Annotated in this window: 9 protein-coding genes and 1 pseudogene; 7 read left to right on the top strand and 3 right to left on the bottom strand. The window is 77.6% G+C overall.

The genetic code is table 11. The annotated features are described in order from the left end of the window. From LV78_RS27915 to LV78_RS27940, 4 genes and pseudogenes are all read left to right on the top strand, one after another. On the top strand, positions 1 to 1,235 hold a 1,235-nt coding region (locus LV78_RS27915), incomplete at its 5' end, for a helix-turn-helix transcriptional regulator (RefSeq protein ID WP_253848634.1). A 170-nt stretch (positions 1,236 to 1,405) separates the two neighbouring features. Next, positions 1,406 to 6,157, top strand: coding sequence for a type I polyketide synthase (locus LV78_RS27920; RefSeq protein WP_253848635.1), 4,752 nt, complete (start codon positions 1,406 to 1,408; stop codon positions 6,155 to 6,157). 27 nt (positions 6,158 to 6,184) lie between these two features. Then, positions 6,185 to 16,363 (top strand): annotated as a pseudogene (locus tag LV78_RS41080) (SDR family NAD(P)-dependent oxidoreductase); the annotation flags it as partial. Position 16,364: 1 nt separating this feature from the next. Further along, positions 16,365 to 17,138 carry an arylamine N-acetyltransferase family protein gene (locus LV78_RS27940; protein ID WP_253848636.1) on the top strand — a complete coding sequence of 258 codons (774 nt, stop codon included), beginning with the start codon at positions 16,365 to 16,367 and terminating at the stop codon, positions 17,136 to 17,138. Between the two features lie 182 nt (positions 17,139 to 17,320). On the opposite strand, the gene LV78_RS27945 is transcribed toward LV78_RS27940, so the two are convergent. From LV78_RS27945 to LV78_RS27955, 3 genes are read right to left on the bottom strand one after another with little or no spacing between them, the layout of a single operon-like run. Then, complete coding sequence (locus LV78_RS27945) at positions 17,321 to 18,202, bottom strand: class I SAM-dependent methyltransferase (RefSeq protein ID WP_253848637.1); 882 nt, start codon at positions 18,200 to 18,202, stop codon at positions 17,321 to 17,323. Further along, entirely contained in the window at positions 18,199 to 19,740 is a 1,542-nt protein-coding gene (locus tag LV78_RS27950; RefSeq protein ID WP_253848638.1) for an FAD-dependent monooxygenase, read from the bottom strand. Before LV78_RS27950 ends, LV78_RS27945 begins: the two co-directional genes overlap by 4 nt. Continuing rightward, positions 19,737 to 21,062 carry an NAD(P)/FAD-dependent oxidoreductase gene (locus tag LV78_RS27955; RefSeq protein WP_253848640.1) on the bottom strand — a complete coding sequence of 442 codons (1,326 nt, stop codon included), beginning with the start codon at positions 21,060 to 21,062 and terminating at the stop codon, positions 19,737 to 19,739. Before LV78_RS27955 ends, LV78_RS27950 begins: the two co-directional genes overlap by 4 nt. A gap of 245 nt (positions 21,063 to 21,307) precedes the next feature. On the opposite strand from LV78_RS27955, the gene LV78_RS27960 reads away from it, so the two are divergent. From LV78_RS27960 to LV78_RS27970, 3 genes are read left to right on the top strand one after another with little or no spacing between them, the layout of a single operon-like run. Then, positions 21,308 to 22,306, top strand: a complete 999-nt coding sequence (locus LV78_RS27960) for a 3-hydroxyacyl-CoA dehydrogenase family protein (protein WP_253848641.1) — start codon at positions 21,308 to 21,310, stop codon at positions 22,304 to 22,306. Beyond that, a complete protein-coding gene (locus LV78_RS27965; RefSeq protein ID WP_253848643.1) occupies positions 22,303 to 22,575 on the top strand; it encodes an acyl carrier protein in 273 nt (90 codons plus the stop codon). Before LV78_RS27960 ends, LV78_RS27965 begins: the two co-directional genes overlap by 4 nt. Next, entirely contained in the window at positions 22,568 to 23,683 is a 1,116-nt protein-coding gene (locus LV78_RS27970) for an acyl-CoA dehydrogenase family protein (protein WP_253848644.1), read from the top strand. Before LV78_RS27965 ends, LV78_RS27970 begins: the two co-directional genes overlap by 8 nt. Positions 23,684 to 23,806: the final 123 nt, after the last annotated feature.

The raw sequence follows: 23,806 nt of genomic DNA on the forward strand, positions 1-23,806 counted from the left end.
CCCCCACCCCCCACGTCCCCGCCACCCCACCCCCGCGCCGCGTCGACCCGTGGTTGCGCGAGGCCGCCAACCTGGTCGGCGGGTTCGTGCTCGGGGACCAGCGCCGCTCCGCCGCCGACGCCGGGCACTACCTGCGGCACGCCCAGCTCAGCCACACCTCCCCGTGGTCCGAGGAACCGGCGCTGCTCGCCCTGCTCGCCCTGGTGCGCGCCGACCGCGCGGTCGAGGCCGAGCGGGCCTGCGCGCTGCTGCTCGACGAGGCCCGCGGGCGCGGCGCGCCCACCTGGGTGGCCTCGTTCGCCGCCGCCGCCTCGGTCATCGCGCTCCGCCTGGGCGACCTCGCGGGCGCCGCCGGGCACGCCCGCGCCGCGCTCGACGCCGTCCCCGCGCACGGCTGGGGCGCCCGCGTCGGCCTGCCGCTGGGCTCGCTGATCCTCGCCGACACCCTGCGCGGGCGGAGCCGGGAGGCGGGTCGGCACGTCACCGCGCCCGTGCCGGACGCCCTGTTCGACGGCGGCGCCGCCCCGCACTACCTGCACGCGCGCGCCCACCACCACCTCGCGTCCGGGCGGGACCACGCGGCGCTCGCCGACTTCCTCGCGTGCGGCGACCTCCTGCGCTCGTGGGGCCTGGACCTGCCCGGCCTCGCGCCGTGGCGCACCGGGGCCGCCGAGGCGTGGACCCGCCTCGGCAACCACGACCGCGCCCGGCGGCTCGTGTTCGACCAGCTCGCCGCGACCGGCGCCGACGCGGGCCGCCCCAGGGCGCTGGCGCTGCGCGCGCTGGCCCCGCTCAGCCCGGCGACCCGCCGCCCGCACCTGCTCACCGAGGCCGCCGACGCGCTGGAGCGCTGCGGCGACCGCTACGAGCTCGCCGCCACCCTCGCCCGCCTCGGCGCCGCGCACCACGCGCTCGGCGACCACCGCCGCGCCCGCGCCGTGCTGCGCAGGGCCTGGCACCTGGCCAGGGCGTGCGGCGCGCGCCCGCTGTGCGCGCGCCTGGAACCGGACGCGGCCGACCCCGTCGAGCACGACACCAGCGGCCTCACCGGTTCCGAGCGCAAGGTCGCCGCCCTGGCCGTCACCGGCCTGACCAACCGGCAGATCGCCGAGAAGCTGTTCGTCACCCCGAGCACCGTCGAGCAGCACCTGACCAGGGTGTTCCGCAAGTTGCGCGTCACCCACCGCACCGACCTGCCCACCACCCTGCACGCCGACCTGACCACCCCAGCCTGACCACCCCAGTCCGATCACCCCAGTCCGATCACCCCAGTCCGATCACCCCAGTCCGATCACCCCGGCCTGACGCCCCCCCCAGCGACCACCCCGGCCTGACGACCCCCAGCGACCACCCCGGCCTGACTCCCCACCCCACCCCCACCCGAGCCTCGGAGACGCGCGCACCCATGACCGACGGGACCCACGAGAAGCTGGTCGACTACCTCCGGTGGGTCACCGCCGACCTCCACGAGGCGCGGCGCGAGCTCGCCGAGCTGGAGTCGGCGGGCCACGAGCCGATCGCGATCACCGGCCTCGCCTGCCGCGCCCCCGGCGGCGCGCGCACCCCGGAAGCGCTGTGGGAGCTGGTCGACGGCGGCGTCGACGCGATCAGCGGGTTCCCCACCGACCGGGGCTGGGACCTGGCCGCGCTCTACGACCCCGACCCGACCAGGCCGGGCACCTGCTACACCCGCGAGGGCGGGTTCCTGCACGACGCCGCCGAGTTCGACGCCGGGTTCTTCGGCATCGGCCCGCGCGAGGCGATCACGATCGACCCCCAGCACCGGATGCTCCTGGAGACCTCCTGGGAGGCGGTCGAGCGCGCGGGCCTCGACCCGCTGTCGCTGCGCGGCTCCGACACCGGCGTCTTCTCCGGCGTCGTCTACCAGAACTACGGCAACCGCAGGCGCGTCGCCGACGAGTTCGAGGGCCACCTGGCCATCGGCAGCTCCGGCAGCGTCGCCTCCGGCCGGGTCGCCTACGCGCTCGGCCTGCACGGGCCCGCGATCACCGTGGACACCGCGTGCTCGTCGTCGCTGGTCGCGATCCACCTCGCCGCGCAGTCGCTGCGGCGCGGCGAGTGCGCGATGGCGCTGGCGGGCGGCGCGACGGTCATGCCCCTGTCGGACGTGTTCGTGGAGTTCGCCCGGCAGCGCGGACTGGCCCCGGACGGGCGCTGCAAGGCGTTCTCCGCCGACGCGGACGGCACGGCGTGGGCCGAGGGCGTCGGCGTGGTGCTGCTGGAGCGGCTCTCGGACGCGCGCCGCAACGGGCGCCCGGTGCTGGCGGTGGTCCGGGGCAGCGCGGTCAACTCCGACGGCGCGTCCAACGGGCTGACCGCGCCGAACGGGGCCGCGCAGCAGCGCGTCATCGAGGCGGCGCTGGCGGACGCCGGGCTGCGGCCGTCCGACGTGGACCTGCTGGAGGCGCACGGCACCGGAACCCGGCTCGGCGACCCGATCGAGGCGGCGGCGCTCCAGGCCACCTACGGGCGAGCCCGGCCCGAGGGCAGGCCGCTGCTGCTCGGCTCGCTCAAGTCCAACATCGGGCACGCCCAGGGCGCGGCCGGGGTGCTGGGGCTGGTCAAGGTCGTGCAGGCGCTGCGCCACGGCGTCGCCCCGCGCACCCTGCACGCCGACCGGCTCACCCCCGAGGTCGACTGGGGCTCCGGCGCGCTGCGGGTGCTGACCGATCCGGCGCCGTGGCCGCGCGGGGACCGGCCCCGGCGCGCGGCGGTGTCCGCGTTCGGCATGAGCGGCACCAACGCGCACCTGGTCGTGGAGGAGGGCGACGCGCCACCCGAGCCGGGGGAGCGGCGTCCGGCGGGCGCGCTGGTGCTGCCGCTGTCCGCGCGCGGGGACGCGGCGCTGCGCGCGGCGGCGGCCGACCTGGTCGAGCTGCCGGGGGAGCCGGTGGACGTGTGCTGGTCGCTGCTCACCGGCCGCGCCGACCTGGTCGACCGCGCGGTGGTGGTCGCCACCGACCGGGCCGGTCTCACCGCAGGGCTCCAGGCGCTGGCCGCCGGGGTCCCGTCCGCCGCCGCGGTGACCGGCCGGGCGGACGTGTCGGGCCGGGTGGTGTTCGTCTTCCCCGGCCAGGGCGGCCAGTGGGTGGGCATGGGGGCCCGGTTGCTGGACGAGTCGCCGGTGTTCGCGGCGGCCGTGGCGCGCTGCGCGGCGGCCGTGGAGCCGCTGGTGGACTTCCGGGTGGTGGACGTGCTGCGCGGCGGCGACCTGGGCCGGGTGGACGTGGTGCAGCCGGTGTCGTTCGTGGTCATGGTGGCGCTGGCGGAGCTGTGGCGCTCGTTCGGCGTGCACCCGGACGTCGTCGTCGGCCACTCGCAGGGCGAGATCGCGGCGGCCTGCGTGGCCGGGGCCCTCTCGCCGGAGGACGCCGCGCGGGTGGTGGTGCTGCGCAGCCAGGCCATCGCGGCCGGGCTGGACGGCGGCGGCATGGCCTCGATCCCGCTGCCGCGCGCGCGGGTCGAGGAGCTGATCACCGGCACCGGGGTGTCCGTGGCGGCGGTCAACGGCCCCGGCTCGGTGGTGGTCTCCGGTGACGTCGACCCGCTCGTGGCGCGGGTGGAGGGCGCGCGCAGGCTGCCGGTGGACTACGCCTCGCACTCCCCGGCCGTGGACGTGCTGCGCGAGCGGCTGCTGGCCGACCTCGCGCCGATCACACCCCGACCCGCCACGACCCCGATGCTGTCCACCGTCACCGGCAAGTGGTTGGACGGCCCCGAGCTGGACGCGGACTACTGGTTCGCCAACCTGCGCAGGCCGGTCCGCTTCGCCGACGCGGTCAGCACCCTCGCCGGGGCGGACTGCGCGGTGTTCGTGGAGGTCGGCGCGCACCCCGTGCTCACCTCCGCGATCCAGGACGTCCTCGGCGGCGCCACCTCCACCGCCACCGGCACGCTGCGCCGCGACGACGGCGGTCTCGACCGCTTCCTGCGCTCCGCCGCCGAGCTGCACGTGCGCGGCGTCCCCGTCGACTGGACCCCCGTCTTCGACGGCCTGGACGCCCGCCGCGTCGACCTGCCCACCTACCCGTTCCAGCGCGCCCACCACTGGCTCCAGGAAGCCGAACCCGCAGCCGGGCAGGCGGGCGGCGACGACCCGCTCTGGGCGGCGGCGCGCGACGCCGACGGCCTGTGCGCCGAGCTGGAGCTCACCGAACCCGACCAGCGCGCCGCGCTGCACGCCGTCCTGCCCGCGCTGACCGCCTGGCACGACCGCAGGAGCGAGCGGGCCCTGCTGGACTCCTGGCGCTACCGGATCACCTGGCGCACCCTCCCCGAACCGCCCGAGCCCGCCCCGCGCGGCGACTGGCTCGTCGTCGGCCCGGACCCCGACCTGCTGGCCGGCGCCACGCTCGACCCCGGCTCCGCCGACCGCGCCGCCCTCGCCGACCTGCTCCGCCCGCACACCGCCGTCGCGGGCGTCCTGGCCACGCCGGGCGTCGACGTGCTCGCCCTGGTCCAGGCGCTCGGCGACGCGGGCGTCACCGCGCCGCTGTGGTGCGCCACCACCGGGGCCGTCGCGATCTCCCCGCACGACGGCCCGCCGGACCCCGCCCAGGCCGCGACCTGGGGCCTCGGCCGCGTCGTCGCGCTGGAGCACCCCGGCCGGTGGGGCGGTCTGGTCGACCTCGCCGACCCCGCCGACCCGCGCCAGCGCCGCAGGCTCGCCGCCGTCCTCGCCGGACCGGGCGCCGACGACGGCGGCGAGGACCAGGTCGCCATCCGCGCCGAGGGGGTGTTCGCGCGCAGGCTCGTGCGCGCCGACCCGCAGCCGCCTGCCGCCCCGTGGACCCCGCGCGGCACGGTCCTGGTCACCGGCGGCACCGGCGGTGTCGCCGCGCACGTGGCCCGCCGCCTGGCCGCCCTCGGCGTCGACCACCTCGTCCTCACCAGCCGTCGCGGCCCGACCGCCCCCGGCGCGCCCGCGCTCGCCGCCGACCTGGAGGCCCTGGGCGCCCGCGTCACCACCGCCGCCTGCGACGTCGCCGACCGCGCCGCCCTGGCCGCCCTGCTGGCCGACCTGGACCGCGCGGGTGAGCGGGTCACCGCCGTCGTGCACGCGGCGGGCGCCAACGCCCAGACCCCCGTCGCCGACACCACCCCCGAGGAGTTCGCCCACGTCCAGGCCGCCAAGGCGCTCGGCGCGGAGCACCTGGACGAGCTGCTCGGCGACCGCCCGCTCGACGCGTTCGTGCTGTTCTCCTCCAACGCGGGCGTGTGGGGCAGCGGCGGCCAGTGCGCCTACGCCGCCGCCAACGCCCGGCTCGACGCCCTCGCCCAGCGCCGCCGCGCGCGCGGCCGGACCGCCACCTCCGTCGCCTGGGGCGCCTGGGACGGCGGCGGCATGTCCAGCGCCACCCCGGACATCGCCGCCCAGCTCGCCCAGGCGGGCCTGCGCCTGATGCCCCCCGACCGGGCGGTGTCCGCGCTGCTCGACGCCGTCGCCCACGACGAGACCACCACCGTCGTCACCGACGTGCGCTGGGAGGCGTTCGCCGCCCGGTTCACCGCGCTGCGCCGCAGCCCCCTGCTCGCCGACCTGCCCGAGGCCCGCCCCGAACCGGTCGCGCCCGCCGACGAGCCGGACCGGGGCCTCGCGGGCGAGCTGGCCGCGCTGCCCGAGCCCGAGCGGCTGCGCAGGCTCACCGACCTGGTCCGCGCGCACGCCGCCGCCGCGCTCGGCCACCCAGGGCCCGAGTCGGTGCCCGTCGACGTGGCGTTCCGCGACCTGGGCGTCGACTCGCTGGCCGCCGTCGAGCTGCGCAACCGCGCCTCGGCCGCGACCGGCGCGAAGCTGACCCCCACCGCCGTCTTCGACCACCCCACCCCGCGCGCGCTCGCCGCGCACCTGGCCGAGCACCTCGCCGCCACCCGTGACAGCACGGCCCGTGACAGCGCGGCCCCGGACGCCGGGGACCCCGCGTCCGCGCTGCGCGGCCTGGACGCCCTCGCCGCCGCCCTGCCCGCCGCAGCGCAGGACGACGCGCTGCGCGAGCGGGTCACCGCCCGCCTGCGCGAGGTGCTGGGCCGCTGGGAGGAGCTGACCGGCGGCCCCGACGACCTCGACCTCGACCACATCAGCGACGACGAGCTGTTCCGCCTCGCGGACAGCAGGCTCGGCCCGACCGGCGCCTGAGAGGGACACGTGTCCGACGAGAAGAAGCTGCGCGACTACCTCAAGCGCGCGCTGGCCGAGAACGAGCGGGTCCAGCAGCGCCTGCGCGCCCTGGAGGCCGCGAACCGCGAGCCGATCGCGGTCGTGGCCACCGCCTGCCGGTTCCCCGGCGGCGTCGCCTCGCCCGAGGACCTGTGGGACCTGGTGGCGCGAGGCGGCGACGTCATCTCCGGGTTCCCCACCGACCGGGGCTGGGACCTCGACGCCCTGTTCGACGGCGACCCCGAGGCGCAGGGCCGCTCCTACGTCCGCGAGGGCGGTTTCCTGCACGACGCCACCGAGTTCGACGCCGCCTTCTTCGGCATCAGCCCCCGCGAGGCGCTGGCGATGGACCCCCAGCAGCGCGTGCTGCTGGAGACCGCCTGGGAGGTCGTCGAGCGCGCCGGGATCGACCCGACCTCGTTGCGCGGCAGCCGGACCGGGGTGTTCACCGGGGTCGTCTACTACGACTTCGCCACCCGCCTGCACCCCGTGCCCGACGGCATGGAGGGCCACCTGGGCACCGGCATCGCGCCCAGCGTCATCTCCGGCCGGGTCGCCTACGTGCTCGGCCTGCACGGACCGGCCGTCACCCTGGACACCGGCTGCTCCTCCTCGCTGGTCGGCCTGCACCTGGCCGCGCAGGCGCTGCGCTCGGGCGAGTGCTCGCTCGCGCTCGCGGGCGGCGTCACGGTCATGTCGCTGCCCGGCGCGTTCCCCGAGTTCTCCCGCCAGCGCGGGCTCGCCCCGGACGGGCGCTGCAAGTCGTTCGCCGACGCCGCCGACGGCACCGCCTGGTCCGAGGGCGTCGGCCTGGTGCTGCTGGAGCGGCTGTCCGACGCCGAGCGCGCCGGGCACCCGGTGCTGGCCGTGCTGCGCGGCAGCGCCGTCAACTCCGACGGCGCCTCCAACGGGCTGACCGCGCCGAACGGCGTCGCCCAGCAGCGGGTCATCCGCACGGCGCTGGAGAGCGCGGGCCTGCGACCGTCCGACGTGGACCTCGTGGAGGCGCACGGCACCGGCACCCGGTTGGGTGACCCGATCGAGGCGCAGGCGATCCTGGCCACCTACGGGCAGGACCGGGCCGAACCGGTGCTGCTCGGCTCGGTCAAGTCCAACCTCGGGCACACCCAGGGCGCGGCGGGCGCGGCCGGGCTGATCAAGGTCGTGGAGGCGCTGCGGCGCGGCGAGGTCCCGCGCACCCTGCACGTCGACCGGCCGAGCGCCCAGGTCGACTGGAGCGCCGGGAACGCCGCGCTGGCCACCGAGCACCGCCCGTGGCCGGACCGGGGGCGGCCCCGGCGCGCCGCCGTGTCCGCGTTCGGCGTCAGCGGCACCAACGCCCACGCCGTGCTGGAGGCCGTCCCCGCGCCCGAGGTCCCGCCCAGGGACGACCGCGCGCTGCCGCTGCCGCTGTCCGCGCGCGCCGAACCCGCGCTGCGCGCGCTCGCCGGTCGGGTCGGCGCGCTCCTGGACGGCCCGGTCGCGCTCGCCGACGTCGCGGGATCCCTCGCGGCCGGGCGCGCCCGGCTCACCCACCGCGCCGTGGTCGTCGCCGAGGACCGGGCCGGTGCGCGGACCGCCCTCGACGCGCTCGCGGCGGGCGAGCCCCACCCCGACCTGGTCACCGGGATCGCCGACGTGGACGGCAGGACCGCGTTCGTCTTCCCCGGCCAGGGCACCGCCTGGGTCGGCATGGGCGCCCGGCTGCTCGCCGAGTCCGAGGTGTTCGCCGACTCGGTCGACCGCTGCGCCGCCGCCCTCGCCCCGCACACCGACGTCGACCTGCGCGCCGCCCTCACCGGCGGCCCCCTCGACCGGGTCGAGACCGTGCAGGTCGCCGCGTTCGCCGTCGCCGTGTCGCTGGCGGAGCTGTGGCGCGCGCACGGCGTCGAACCGGACGCCGTCGTCGGGCACTCCCAGGGCGAGATCGCCGCCGCCTGCGTCGCGGGCGCCCTCACCCTGGAGGACGCCGCGCTGGTCGTGGCCCTGCGCAGCCGCGCCGTGGCCGAGCACCTGTCCGGCCGGGGCGCGATGCTGTCCGTCCCCATGCCCGCGCACGAGGTCGAGTTCCCTGGGCTCGCGGTCGCGGCGGTCAACGGGCCGGAGTCCGTCGTGCTGTCCGGTCCCGTCGCGGACGTGGAGGCCGCGCTCGCCGCGCTGACCGCGTCCGGCGTGCGGGCCCGGCGCGTCCCGGTCGACTACGCCTCGCACTCGCCGGGCGTCGACGTGCTGCGCGAGGTGCTGGCCGCCGCGCTCGCCCCCGTCCGGCCCCGGCGCGCGGACGTGCCGTTCCTGTCCAGCACCACCGGCACCTGGCTCGACGGCCCCGAGCTGGACGCCGGGTACTGGTTCGCGAACCTGCGCGGCGCGGTCGGCTTCCACGCCGCCACCACGACCCTGCTCGACACCGGTCACCGGGCGTTCGTCGAGGTCAGCGCGCACCCCGTGCTCACCGGCGCGGTGCAGGACAGCGCCGACGGGCGCGCGGTCGTCGTCACCGGCACGCTGCGCCGCGACCAGGGCGGGCTGCACCGGTTCCGGCTCTCGGCGGCCGAGCTGCACGCGCGCGGCGTCCCCGTCGACTGGAACGCCGGGTCCGGCGACCGGTGGCGGCGCGTCGACCTGCCCACCACGCCGTTCCACCGGCAGCGCTGCTGGCCGGACGCCCGCCGCGCCGCCACCGACCAGCCGGGCCTGCGCGCGGCGAACCACCCCCTGCTCGACACCGCCGTCGTGCTCGCGGGCGGTGACGGCGTGGTGTGCACCGGCAGCGCCTCCACGCGCGCCCACCCGTGGCTGGCCGACCACGCCGTGTCCGGGACCGCGCTGCTGCCGGGGACCGGGTGGGTGGAGCTGGCGATCCGCGCGGGCGACGAGGTCGGCCTGCCGGTGCTGGACGAGCTGGTCGTGGAGCAGCCGCTCCCGCTCGGTCCGCGCACCACGCCGCTCCAGGCGCGGGTGGGCCCGCTGGACGCCACCGGCCGCCGACCGGTCGAGCTGCACTCGGGGGAGGGCGGGGACTGGACCAGGCACGCGCGCGGGCACCTCACCGCCGCGACGGCCGTGCCGCCGGGGACGCCCGCCGACGGCCCGGTCGAGTGGCCGCCGCCCGGCGCGCGCGAGGTCGACCTGACCGGGTTCTACGAGCGCCAGGCCGCCACCGGCTACGGGTACGGGCCCGCGTTCCGGGGGCTGCGCCGCTGCTGGACCCGCGACGGCGAGGTGTTCGCCGAGGTCGTGCTGCCCGGCGAGCCCGGCGCGTTCGGCGTGCACCCGGCGCTGCTGGACGCGGCGCTGCACGCGGCGGCCGTCACCGCGCCCGAGGGCGTCCCGGTGCTGCTGCCGTTCACCTGGACCGGGGTGGCGCTGCACGCCACCGGGGCGCGGGCGCTGCGCGTGCGGCTGACCACCCCGTCGGCGGGCGAGGTGGCGCTGACCGCGTCCGACGGCGACGGGAACCCGGTGGTCACCGTGGACTCCCTGGTGCTGCGGCCCGCAGGCGACCTGGGCGCCGGGAGGTCGGTGCGGTCGCTGTTCGAGGTGGTGTGGACCGACGTGCCCGCTCCCGCCGCGCCGGGCCCCGGTCCGGTGCTGCGCCACGACGTCCCCGCCGCCACCACCGCGGGGGACGCGGTGTGCGCCGTCCTCGCCGTGGTGCAGGACTTCCTCGCCGATCCGGGGCGCGCCGACTCGGTGCTGCTGGTGGTCACCCAGGGCGGCGAGGGGCCGGACGGCGCGACCGCCGCCGTGTCCGCCGTGCACGGCCTCGTCCGCTCCGCCCAGGCCGAGGAGCCGGGCCGGATCGTGCTCGTGGACACCGACGGCTCCGCCACCGACGACCTGCTCACCGCGCTCGCCGCCGGACCGGAGCCCCAGGTCGCCGTGCGCGCCGGGCGGTGCACCGCGCCCAGGCTGCGCCGCGCCGCCCCGGCCCCCGCCGAGCTCGCCCTCGACCCCGGCGGCACCGTCCTGCTCACCGGCGGCACCGGCGTGCTCGGCGCGGCCGTCGCCCGCCACCTCGTCACCGCCCACGGCGCCCGCCACCTGCTGCTGCTCAGCCGCCGTGGCCCCGACGCGCCCGGCGCCGCCGACCTGGTCGCGGAGCTGACCGGCGCCGGCGCCCACGTCGAGGTCCGCGCCTGCGACGTCGCCGACCGCGCCGCGCTCGCCGCCGCGCTCGCCGCGATCCCCGCCGCGCACCCGCTCACCGGCGTCGTGCACCTGGCCGCGACCCTGGACGACGGCACGATCACCGCGCTCACCCCGGAGCGCGTGCGCCGGGTGCTCGCCCCCAAGGCCGACGCCGCCGCCCACCTGCACGAGCTGACCTCCGACCTGGCGCTGTTCGCCCTGTTCTCCTCCGCCTCCGGCGTGCTCGGCGCACCGGGGCAGGGCAACTACGCGGCGGCCAACGCCTACCTGGACGGCCTGGCCCGCGAGCGCCGCGCCGCCGGTCTGCCCGCCACCTCGATCGCCTGGGGCCTGTGGGCGCAAGACACCGGCCTCACCGGTTCCCTGTCCGGGACCGACCGGGAGCGCATGGCCGCGTCCGGCGTCCGCCCGCTGCCCGAGGCCGAGGGCCTCGCCCTGTTCGACGCCGCCCTCGCCGGACCCGCGTTCGTCGCGGCGGGCCTGACCGGAACGGCGACCGGCCAGGTCCCGCCGGTGCTGCGCGACGTCGTGCGCGCCGCCCGTCCGGCCGCCGCCGCCGTCCGCCCCGCGCGCACCCCCGGTGACCTGCTCGCCCTGGTCAGGGCCGAGGCCGCCGCGGTGCTCGGCCACCCGGCCGGGGAGCCGGTCGACGCGGACCGGGCGTTCAAGGAGGCCGGGTTCGACTCGCTCACCGCCGTGGAGCTGCGCAACCGGCTCACCGCCGCCACCGGCGTGCGGCTGCCCGCCACGCTCGTGTTCGACCACCCCACCCCGGCCGCGCTCGCCGCCCACCTGGTGGAGCGGATGGGCGCCCCCGCCGCGCCCCGGCGGGAGCGCGCGGTCACGACCGCGTCCGGCGAGCCGATCGCGATCGTCTCGGTCGGGTGCAGGCTGCCCGGCGGGGTCACCTCGCCCGAGGAGCTGTGGCGGCTGCTGCTCGACGGCGCGGACGCCACCACCGGGCCGCCCGACGACCGGGGCTGGGACCCCGCGACCCCGTACCGGGGCGGGTTCCTGGACGGGGCGACCACGTTCGACGCCGGGTTCTTCGGCATCGGCCCGCGCGAGGCGCTGGCGATGGACCCGCAGCAGCGGCTGCTGCTGGAGACCTCGTGGGAGCTGTTCGAGCGCGCCGGGATCGACCCGACCTCGCTGCGCGGCACCGACACCGGGGTGTTCGCGGGCGTGATGAACCAGGACTACCTCAGCCGCGCGGCGGGCGCCCCGCCGGACACCGAGGGGTTCCTGAGCACCGGGAACTCCGGCAGCGTCGTCTCCGGCCGCCTCGCCTACACCTACGGGCTGGAGGGGCCCGCGCTCACCGTCGACACCGCGTGCTCGTCGTCGCTGGTGGCCGTGCACCTGGCGGTGCGGTCGCTGCGCTCGGGCGAGTGCTCCCTCGCGCTGGCGGGCGGGGTGACGGTCATGGCCACCACCGGCCTGTTCGCCGACTTCGACCGCCAGGGCGGGCTCGCGGCGGACGGCCGCTGCAAGGCGTTCTCGACCGACGCCGACGGCACCGCGTTCGGCGAGGGCGTCGGGCTCGTGCTGCTGGAGCGGCTGTCCGACGCCAGGCGCAACGGGCGCACCGTGCTGGCCGTGCTGCGCGGCACGGCGGTCAACTCCGACGGCGCGTCCAACGGCCTGACCGCGCCGAACGGCCCGGCCCAGCAGCGGGTGATCCACGCGGCCCTGTCCGACGCCGGGCTCTCCCCGGCCGAGGTGGACGTGGTGGAGGCGCACGGCACCGGCACCCGGTTGGGCGACCCGATCGAGGCCCAGGCGGTCCTGGCGACCTACGGCCAGGACCGGGGCGCGCCGGTGCTGCTGGGCTCGGTGAAGTCCAACCTCGGGCACACCCAGGGCGCGGCCGGGGTCACCGGGCTGATCAAGCTGGTGCAGGCGCTGCGGCACGGGGTCGTGCCCGCGACGCTGCACGCCGAGCACCCGTCGGACCAGGTGGACTGGAGCGCGGGCGCGGCGGAGCTGGCGACCGGGGCGCGGCCGTGGCCGGAGACCGGGCGGCCCCGGAGGGCGGCGGTGTCGTCGTTCGGGATCAGCGGGACCAACGCGCACGCGGTGCTGGAGCAGGCGCCGCAGGACGTAGCCGGGCCTGGGGTGGAGGTCGAGCCGGTGGGGGTGCCGGGTGATGGGCGTTCGCTGGGTGGTGGTGTGGAACCCGGCGAGGCGGGCTCGGTGGCGACGCCGGTGGACGCTGCGCTGGACGGGCGTGCGTGGGCTGTGGGCGCCGACTCCGGTGGGTCGGGCCAGTCGTTGTCCTCGCCGGACGCCGCGTCGGACGACCGTGCGCCAGCCGGGCGCGCGGTGGCCGCAGGCGTCCCGGAGGCGGGCGCCGGGCAGAGCACCGGAGCGAACCCCGGCGGGCCGGTCCCGGTGATGCCGGACGGGTACCCGCGTGCCGCCGACGTGGCCGACGCGTCCGAACCGCTGGTGCCGCTGGTGGTGTCCGCGCGCGACGAGCGGGCGCTGGCCGCCCAGGTCGAGCGGATCACCGCGCTGCCGCACCACCCGGTCGACGTCGGCTGGTCCCTGGTCACCACGCGCGCCACCCTGCGCCACCGCGCCGTGCTGCTCGACGGCGCGGTCGTCGCCTCCGGCGTCCCGGCGCCCGGCGGCACGGCGTGGCTGTTCACCGGCCAGGGCGGTTACCGGCCGGGCACCGGGCGCGCGCTGCGGGCCCGCTTCACCGCGTTCCGCGACGCCTTCGACGCCACCTGCGCCGAACTCGACCGCGCGCTCGACGGCCGCGCCGAGCACCGGGTGCGCGACGTCGCGCTGGGGGAGCGCCCCGGCCTCGACGGCACCCTGCACGCGCAGGCCGCCGCGTTCGCGCTGCAGACCGCCCTGGCCGCCCAGCTGGGCGCGTTCGGCCTCGCGCCGGACGCGGTGGCCGGTCACTCGGTCGGCGAGATCGCCGCCGCGCACGTCGCGGGCGCGTTCCCGCTCGACGCGGCGTGCGCGCTGGTCGCCGAGCGCGGCGTGCTCATGCGCGACCTGCGACCGGGCGCGATGGTCGCCGTCCAGGTCACCGAGGAGGAGGCGCTGGACGCGATCGGCGACCTGCCCGTCGCGGTCGCCGCCGTCAACGGCCCGGAGGCCGTCGTGCTCTCCGGCGACGCCGAGGCGGTCGTGGCCGTCGCGGCCCGCCTGGGCGGCAGGCGCAAGCGGCTCCCGGTGGACCGGGCGTTCCACTCGTCGCACGTCGACCCGGTGCTCGACGCCCTGCGCGGCCTCGCCACCGGCGCCCCGACCACCCCGCTGATCTCCACCACCACCGGCCGCCCCCTGACCCGCGTCGACCGCGACCACTGGGCCGAGCACGCGCGCGGCGCGGTCCGCTTCGCCGACGCCCTGCGCGCCCTGGCGGCGGACGGCGTCACGACGGCCGTGGAACTGGGCCCCGACGCCGTGCTCACCCAACACGCCGCCGAGGTGCTGACCTGCGCCCCCACCCTGCGCGCCGACCACGACGAGGTCACCTCCCTGCTCACCGCGCTGGCCGCGCTGCACGCGCGCGGTGCGGCGGTCGACTGGCGCCCCGCGTTCGAGGGGACAGGCGCACGCCGGGTCGACCTGCCCACCTACCCGTTCCAGCGCACCCGCTACTGGCTCGACGCGACCCCCGCGACCACCGCGACGGGCCACCCGCTGGTGGACGCGCTGGACGTGCTGCCGGGCGACGAGGTCCTGCTGTCCGCGCGCTGGCACGCGGGCCGCTCCGGCCTCGGCCCGTCCCCGCTGGCCGCGCTGCTGGAACCGGTCATCAGGGCGGGTGACGAGGTGGGCTGCCCGGTGGTGGCGGAACTGGACCTCACCGCCCCGATCCCGCTCGACGCGGGCCCCAGGCACGTCAGGGTCCGCGTGACCGCCCCGAACGCGAACGGCCGCCGCACGGTGACCGTCCACTCCAGGCCGGACGACGAACCCGCCTGGACCGACCACGCGACGGGCGTGCTCGCCCCGATGACGAACCACCCGGAACCACTGCCGCTCAACGGGTCTGAGGCCTTCGTGGCTGGAACCAATGGCGGGCGGTTCGCCGCTGAGCTGGCGCGGGGCGCGGAGTTCTCGTTGCTCAACGGCGCCGAGCACACGGGGTCCGCCGCGCTCGCGGTGGGGGGCAACGGCGCGCGGTCCGCCGCCCAACCGGCGCGGGAGGCGGAGTTCTCGCTCCCCGACCACGCCGACTCCACCGGGTCCGCCGCCCTCGTGGCAGGGGCCAACGGCGTGCGACCCGCTCCGGACGCCGCCGAACCGGCGCGGCTCGCGGAGCTCTCGCTGCCCGACCACGCCGACTCCACCGGGTTCGGCCTGCACCCCGCCCTCTGGGAGGCTCTGCTGCCGCATCCCGCCCGCTGCACCGACGTGATCCTGCACGCCACAGGCGCGACCGCGTTGCGAGTGCGCGGGACCTCACCGCTCCTGGCGCTCGACGGCGCGGGCGACCCGGTCGTGTCGGTGGGCGGTGTCACCCGAGCGTCGGCGCCCCGGCGCGCGCTCACGCGGGGTTCGCTGTTCGAGGTCGTCGAGGTCCCCCTCCCGCCCCAGGCCTCCGCACCCGCCGATCTGCTGGCTGCGCCCGCCGACCTGCCCGCCGCACCCGCAGCCCGAGCCGCCACCCCGCCCACCGTCCATACCAACCAGCGCGGGGCCCCGCCCACCGTCCACGCCGACCTGCGCGGGGCCACGCTCGCCGAAGCGCTCGACGCGCTCCAGCGCTTCGCCGCGAGCGACGCGCCCCGCCTGGTCGTGCGCACCGACCGCCCCGCCGATCCGTGGCAGTGCGCCGTGCGCGGCCTGGTCCGGTCCGCGCAGGCCGAGGACCCCGGCCGGATCCTGCTCGTCGTCCAGGACGGCGACGGCCCCGAACCTCTCCCCACCACCCGAGAACCCGAGGTGGTCATCCGTGACGGCGCGCTCCACGTGCCGCGCCTGCGCCGCACCGCACCCCGCCACGACTGCCCGCCCGCCCTCCCCGACACCGTCCTGATCACCGGCGGCACGGGCGCGCTCGGCTCGGCACTGGCCCGCCACCTGGCCGCCGGGGGAGTGCGGACCCTCGTGCTGGCCAGCAGGCGCGGCCCCACCGCCCCCGGCGCACCGGAACTGGCCGCCGACCTCGCCGGACTCGGCGCCCGCGCCCACCTGGTCCCCACCGACCTCACCGACCGGTCCGCGCTCGCCGCGCTGCTCGCCGAGCACCGCCCCGGCGGGATCGTGCACACCGCGGGCGTCCTGGACGACGGCGTCCTGCCCGCCCTCACCCCCGCCCGGCTGGACGCCGTGCTGGCACCCAAGGCGCTGGTCGCCGCCCACCTGGACGAGCTGACCCGCGACGGGGCCACGACCCTGTTCGTGCTGTTCTCCTCGGCGGCAGGCGTGCTGGGCACCCCCGGTCAGGCCAACTACGCGGCGGCCAACGCCTTCCTGGACGGCCTGGCCGCGCGGCGGCGCGCGGCGGGCCTGCACGCGCTCTCCCTGGCCTGGGGGCCGTGGCGCTCCGGCATGGCGGCCGGGGCCGACACCTCCCGCGCCGGGCTGCACCCGCTGGACGACGCCGAGGCCACCGCCCTGTTCGACGCCGCGCTCGCCGACGGCCGCACGCTGCTGGCCCCGCTGAGCCTGGCCGCGTCACCGCACGACGTGCCGCCGCTGCTGAGCGGCCTCGTGCCCGTGCGGCGCAGGAGCGCCCGCGCCGAGGCCGCCCCCGACCCGGTCGACCGGTTGCGCGACGCCGCCGACCACGACCTGCCTGACCTGCTGCTGGCGCTCGTGCGCACCGCCACCGCCACCGTCCTCGGCCACCGGGGACCGGAGTCCGTCGACCCGGACGAACCCTTCTGGGACACCGGTTTCACCTCGCTCACCGCCGTCGAGCTGCGCAACCTGCTCGCCGAGCGCACCGGCGTGCGCGTCACCGCCGCGGCCGTCTACGAGGAACCGACCCCGAGGGCGCTGTCCGCGCACCTGCACACCGCGCTCCGCGCGCCCCACCCCAGCGGGACGGCCTGACGTGTACGACACCGACACCTACCTGGCCAGGCTCGGCGTCCCGGCCACCCGCCCCGACCGGGCCGCCCTGACCGCCCTGCACCGCGCCCACCTGCGGGCGCTGCACTACGACAACACCACCGCCCAGGACGGCCCCGTCCCCGACAACCTCGCCGACCTGGACGTGGACGAGACCTTCGCCAGGGTCGTCACGGCAGGGCGGGGCGGCATCTGCTTCGAGCTGAACCTGCTGTTCCACCGGCTGCTCACCGACCTGGGCTACACCACGACCGTGCTGTCGGCGGGCGTCGCCGACGAGGAGGGCGGCTTCAGCCCCGACCTGGCGCACCGGTTCACCGCCGTGCGCCTGGACGGCGAGGTGCTGCTGGCAGACGTGGGCTTCGCCGGACCGTCCTACCTGGACCCGATCAGGTTGTCCCCGGACGAGCAGCCCCAGCACGGGTGCGCGTTCCGCGTGGTGGAGCAGGACGGCAGGCACCTCGTGCTGCGCAGGAGCCGCACCACGGACTGGCGCCCGCTCTACGAGTTCGCCACGACCCCCAGGACGCTGTCCGACTGGGACGGCTTCACCCCGAGGCTGCGCCGCTACCTGGACCGCGCGGTGATCGCCGGGACCACCCTGCTGTGCCGCGCGGTCGACGACGGCCACCGGGCACTGGTGGGCAAGCGGCACCTCGTGGTCCGCGACGGCCACGAGACGGTGACCACCCTGCTGGACCCGGCGGAGCACGCGCGCGTGAGCGCCGAGATCCGCACCGGAATCCGCGCGGGCTGACGCGGGTCACGCCGCCGAGGCGGGGCCAGGCTCACCCGTCCTGGTCCCGCTCGGCCCGGTCCGGTCCTACTCGCCTAGCCCGCCCTCACGCGCCCGGCTCGCTCCTGCTCATCCGGCCCGACCCGCTCACCCGGCGGTCCAGCCCGCCCGGCCCAGTCGAGCTCGGCCCGCCCCACCCCAGCTCACCCCAGCTCGGCCTCGAACAGGATCGTCGCACTCGCCCGCCGGTCCGCCTCCCGGAACAGGAACGGCGCGGGCCGCCCGTGCCGCGCCGCCTCCGCGACCACGTCGGTCCCGCTCACCCGCCACCCGTGCCGCGCCAACCACACCCCGCCAGGCTCCTCCGGACCACCCTTGACCAGGTCGTCCAGGCTGATCCCGGTCCCCTCCAGGTGCTGTCCCAGCTCCTCCCCGGCCTTCCACCCGTCGTGGGTGTGGTCGAGCGCGAACCGGCTCCCCGGCGCGGAAGCCCCGAGCACCGACGCCATCAGCGCCTCGCACCCGGCCGCGTCCAGCAGCCCCAGCGCGCCCTCCGCCAACCAGGCCACCGGAGCCTCCCGGTCCAGCCCGGCGGCGAGCAGCGCCGCCACCCAGTCCGACCGCAGGTCCGCCGCCACGACCCGCCGGTCGCACGAGGGCCGCGCCCCGACCGACCGCACCACGCGCTCCTTGAACCCCAGCACCTCCGGCAGGTCCACCTCGAACACCACCGTCCCCTCGGGCCAGGCCAGCCGGAACGCGCGGGCGTCCAACCCGGCGGCCAGCAGCACCACCTGCCGCACCCCGGCCGCCGCCGCCCGCGCCAGCGCCCCGTCGAAGAACACCGTCTTGACCACGATGACGTCCGCGATCCGCCCGAGCAGCCCCGGATCACCGCTGCCCCGGTCGGGCAGCAGCGGGTTCCCGCTCCCCGCCGCGTCCAGGAACGCCCGCGCCAGCGGGTCGTCGAACAACCGGTCGGCCCGCGCGGACTCCTGCGCCCGCGCCCCCGCGTTGCCCAGCGACGTCCAGCTCTTGTCGGGCATCTCCACCGGTTCGGGCGCCTCCACCGGTTCCGGCGTCACCGCAGCGCCCCCTCCTCGACCAGGCTCAGCGCCGCCCGCAGCCACGCCGACACCGCGCCGGGGTCGGGCCGCCCGCGCCACGCCAGGTGCCCGTCCGGCCGCACCAGCAGCACCTCCGCCAACCCGCCCGCCACCGGGACCAGCCCCACCACCGCGTCCGCGCCGAGCAGTCCCCGCACCGCCTCCTCGGTCGCCTCACCCAGCCCGTCCGGCGCCAGCACCGCCCACCGCCCGCGCAGCGCCGCGTGCAGTGCCGTCACCCCACCACCGTCCCGGCACGCCAGGTCGGGCATCCGGTCACCGGGAACGGGCCCCGACCCCCACCGGGCGCCCGGAGCGGCCAGCGGTCCGCGCCGGTACCCGACCCCCAGCTGGGAGGCCCGGCGCCACAGGTACCCCTGCGCGAGCCGGGTGTTCATCAGCGGCAGCACCACCCGGTCCCGCACCAGCGCCACCAGCGGGTGGTCCGCCGACACCAGGCCGGTCGTCACCCCGGTGCCCGCGAGCACCCCCTCCGCGACGGGCCTGCGCTCGGCCGCGTAGGTGTCCAGCAGCGCCTGCCCAGCCCGGCCGCGCGCGACCAGCGCCAGCTTCCACGCCAGGTTCTCCGCGTCGCCCAGCCCGGTGTTCATGCCCTGCCCGCCGAACGGGTGGTGGATCGCCGCGGCGTCCCCGGCCAGCAGCAGCCTGCCCCGGCGGTGCGCCTCGGCGAGCCTGCGGTGGATCCGGAACGACGACAGCCACTCCACCCGCGTGATCGCGTCGGCGGGGTGCGGCGTGCAGCGGACGAGCTGGCGCAGCACCAGCTCCCGCACCTCGTCCTCGCGCAGCCGCCCGGCCGTCCCGGCGGGCGCAGGCCCCATCAGCCGCCACCGGTCCTCGCCGGGCAGCGGGCACACGCTGATCATGTCGCGACCGCGCGTCCAGCTGCCCATCACGCCCCGGTCCACCGCCCAGTCCGCGCGCACGTCGGCGATGAGGAAGTGCTCGGCCACCTGCTCGCCGGGGAACCCGATGCCCGCCAGCTCCCGCACCAGGCTGCGCGCGCCGTCGCACCCCACCACCCAGTCCGCCCGCACCCGCCGCTCGCCGCCGCCACCGCGCAGCACCGCGGTCACCCCGGAGCCGTCCTGCGCGCAGTCCACCAGCTCGACGCCCCACTCCGGCGCGCCGCCCAGCCCGGCCAACCGGTCCCGCAGCGACGCCTCCACCTCCACCTGGGACACCAGCAGCGGCGCGCGCCCCGTGGCCTGCGCCATGCGCTCCACCGGCATCACCGACACCAGCCTGCCGTCGCTGTGCATCCGCACCTCGCGCAGCGGGATCACCAGCCCCGGCAGGTCGCCCAGCGCGCCCAGCCGCAGCAGCACCTCCACCCCGCGCGGCTGCACGCCCAGCGCCCGCGAGGTGGTCGCCGGAGCGACCGCCCGGTCGACCACCAGCGCCTCCACGCCGAGCGCGCGCAACCCGCACGCCAGCGCCAACCCGGTCGGCCCCGCGCCGACCACCAGCACCGGGACCCGCTCGACCTCGCTCACCGGGCGACCGCGCCCGCGAGCCCGCCCAGCTCGGCCACGTCCAGCTCCGGGTACACCGGGCAGCGGTGCACCGGCTCGAACGGCGAGAACGTCGCCCACGCCGGGTTCGCGCGCAGCGCGTTCGCCACCGGGTTGCGCGCGCTCCAGAAGTCGCCGCCCAGCAGCCGCACCACGTACATCTCCATCTCCTCCTCGGAGATGTCGCCCACCTCGGAGTGCGCCTCGGCCAGCGCGGGCAGCAGCTCGCCCTCGTAGAAGGAGAAGATCAGCCGCACGTACGTGTCGTAACCGGTCTTGAAGAAGTTCGAGTAGCCGGTGAGCGCCTGCTCCTCGTCGGCGGGCGAGTCGAGCGCCCGGCCGAGCGCCTCGGCGGCCTCCGCGCCCGTGGCCATGCCCACCAGCACCCCGCCGGAGAACATGGGGTCGCCGAAGCAGCCCGCGTCCCCGACCATCGCCCAACCGGGGCCGACGACCTGGTCGGAGTGGTAGCTGTAGTCGGTCTCCACCCAGAAGTCCGAGGTCGCGGAGGTCCCGGTGAGCCGCTGGTTGATCCTGGGCACCCGCTCGACCTGCTCGGCGAACGCCTCGGCGGGGGTGCGCCCGCGCAGCCGGTCGCGGTGCATCACCGTGCCCACGCTGATCCGGTCCGCCGACAGCGGGATCGCCCAGATCCACCCGTCCGCGTGACTGCCGACCTGGATGTCGCCCTCGTGGCCGGGGTTGTGCGCCTCGTCCAGCCCGTCGCGGTGGTGGAACACCGCCACCATGCGCAGGTCCTCGATCATCCGCCGCAGCCCGAACCGGTTGGCCACCACGCCCGCGCGGCCGGTGGCGTCCACCACGTACCGGGCGCGCTCCTCGCGCTCGACGCCGCCCTCGCGGTAGCGCACGCCCACCACCCGGCCGCCCTCCTCCAGCAGCCCGACGACCTGCGCGCCCTCCCGCACGGTCGCACCCGCCGCGCGCGCCTGGTCCAGGTTCACCCGGTCGAAGTGCGAGCGCTCGACCTGGAAGGTCTCGTGGTGACGGCCTTCGCCGGTCTTGGCGAAGTCGGCGCGGAACACCCCGGCGCGGAAGAACTTCGTGCCCGTGGGGTCGATGAACTCGCCGCCGCGCTTGACGACGTAGCCCTGCTCGCGCACCGCGTCCAGCAGGCCGTGCCGCTCCAGCAGGCCCACCATGTACGGCAGCATCGACTCGCCGATGTGGAACCGGGGGAACTCCTGCCGCTCCAGCACCAGCACCGAGCGGCCCTGCCGGGCGAGCACCGACGCGCACACGGCGCCCGAGGGCCCACCACCCATCACGATCACGTCGAGCATCAGGCCACGACCTCCCCGGCCGCCGGGCGGCGCGAAGCCGGTTCCCCGCGCGATCGTGACAGCCGGAACCCACGCTAGGAAGCCCGCCGGGCGGCGGCAATCCGTGGTTCCACCACCGGGTAACAAGTCACCCATCGGCGAGCCGGTTGCCGGAGTGTGGGCGCCCGGTGGAGCCGACCAGTGCGCGAGGGGCCTGCGCGGTGCTCCACTGTCCACATCCGACTCCCCGCCCTTCCGGAGGTCCCGTGCCCGGCGACCCGACCGACGACCTGCCAGCCCTTCCGCCCGACGTCCCGTCAGGTGGCGGGCTGTCGCGCGGTGAACCGGGCCCCGTGCCCGGCGAGCGCCCGCTGCTGGTGCTGGGCGCGGGCGTCATGGGCTGCGGCATCGCCGCGCTGGCGCTCTCCGGGGGCCTGTCCGTGCTCCTGGTGGACCCGGACGCCGACCGGCTCGACGCGGCCCGCGCCGACGTGCGCGCGCACCTGCGGACCGCCCAGCTGCTCGGCGTCGCCACCGGCCCGCTCGGCGAGCTGACCACCGCGACCGACCCGAGCGGAGCCCGCGACCCGATCGCCGTGGTGGAGGCGGTCACCGAGGACGTCGAGACCAAGGCCAAGGCGCTGACCGGGGTCTGCGCCACCGTCCCGCCGGGCACCCCGCTGGTCTCCAACACCTCGTCCATCCCGATGGGCGAGCTGGCCCCGGCGCTGCCCAGGCCCGCCGACCTGGTCGGCGCGCACTTCATGAACCCGCCCTGCCTGATCCCCTCGGTCGAGGTGGTGCGCGGCCCGCTGACCTCGGACGCGGCGTTCGCCGGGCTCACCGCCCTGCTGGCCCGCCTCGGCCGCACCCCCGTCCAGGTCGGCGACGCGCCGGGCTTCGTCACCAGCCGCCTGCTGCACCCGATGATCAACGACGCGGCGCGGGTGGTGGAGTCGGGCACCGCCGACGCCGCCGCCGTCGACGCGCTCATGCGCGACTGCCTCGGCCACCGCGAGGGCCCGCTGCGCACCGCCGACCTGATCGGCATCGACAACCTCGTCGACTCGCTGCGCGTGCTGCGCCAGCGCACCGGGGACGCGCGGTGCGAGCCGTGCGACCTGCTGCTCGCCAAGGTCGACGCGGGGCACCTCGGGCGCAAGAGCGGCCGGGGCTTCTACGACTACGGCTCCCCGGAGCGCCGCTCGCGCGACGGCGGCTCGCCCGACCGGGGCCGACACGACAGCGAAGGGGTGGGGCGATGACCACGGGCACGGAGTCGCGGACCGACGACGTCCAGGGCGCGGTGCTGGACTTCCTGCGCGCCCGCACCGGCGCCGAGTGGGACGCCGAGCGGGACCTGTTCGCCGAGGGCGGCCTGTCGTCGCTGTTCGCGATGGAGCTGGTCGTGCACCTGGAGCAGCTCTTCGACGTCGAGATCGCGGGTTCCGACCTGCGGCTGGACAACTTCCGCACGGTGCGCGCCATGACCGCGCTCGTGGACCGGCTCCGCGCGGGAGGCGCCGGTGGCTGACCGGGTGGCCGAGGCGACCGCGCTGGTCGAGCGGCTGGTCGCGGACCGCGCGGGGGAGTGGGACCTGGCGGGCGAGCTGCCGGTGGACGTGCTCCGCGAGCTCGGCGCGGCGGGCGTGCTGTGCGGGGAGGTCGCCGAGCGGCACGGCGGCCTGGGGCTCAGCAGCCTGGACAACGGCGAGCTGACCGCCCGCACCGGCGCGCTGTGCGGCTCGGTGCGCAGCGTCCAGACCTCGCAGGGCATGGCCGCCTGGACCGTGCGCCGCCTCGGCGACCAGGCGCAGCGCGCCGCCGTGCTGCCCAGGCTCACCGGGGGCGAGCTGGCCGCCGTGGCGCTCAGCGAGCCCGGCGCGGGCAGCGACCTGTCCGCCATGACCACCACCATCGAGGACGACCCCGGCGAACCGGGGACGGTCCTGGTGCGCGGCCACAAGGTGTGGACCACCGCCGCCCGCTACGCCGACCTGGTCCTCGTGGCGGGCAGGCGCGGCGACGGCGCGGCGGTCGCGCTGGTGCCGACGACCGCGCCCGGCGTCACGATCACCCCCGTCGCCCACCCGATGGGCTGCCGGGCCGCGGGCCACGCCGACGTCGAGCTGGACGACGTGCGCCTGCCCGCCACCTCGGTGCTGGGCGGCGCGGGCATCTCCCCGGCGCTGCTGGTCACCACGGTCCTGGCCCACGGCAGGCTGTCCGTGGCGTGGGGCTGCGTCGGCATCCTGCGCGCCTGCCTGGCCGCGTCCGCCGAGCACGCCCGCACCCGCCACCAGTTCGGCGCCCCGCTGGCCGCGCACCAGCTCGTCGCGGGCCACCTCGCCGACCTGCTGGTCGCCGAGCAGGTCAGCGCCAGGGTGTGCGAGCACGCCAGCCGCCGCTGGGACGAGGGCTCCGCCGAGCTGGTCACCGCGACCGTGCTCGCGAAGCACGTCAGCGCAGGTCACGCCGCGCGCGCCGCCGCCACCGCCGTCCAGGTGCTCGCCTCGGCGGGAGCCCACGACGGCCACCCGGTCGCGCGCGCCTACCGGGACGCCAAGCTCATGGAGATCATCGAGGGAAGCAACGAGATGTGCAGGCTCGTGCTCGCCGAGCACGCGGTGGCGACGGCGTGAGCGGCGGCGGCGTGGGCGTGGGCGACGCGGGTAGCAGCGGCGTGGACGGCGACGGCGTGGGCGGTGGTGCGGGCGGCGACCTCGGTGGCGGCGTGGGCGCTGGCGATCTGGGTGGCGGCAGCG

Origin of the sequence: Actinosynnema pretiosum, assembly GCF_024171695.1 — a bacterium.
GTDB classification, from domain to species: domain Bacteria; phylum Actinomycetota; class Actinomycetes; order Mycobacteriales; family Pseudonocardiaceae; genus Actinosynnema; species Actinosynnema pretiosum.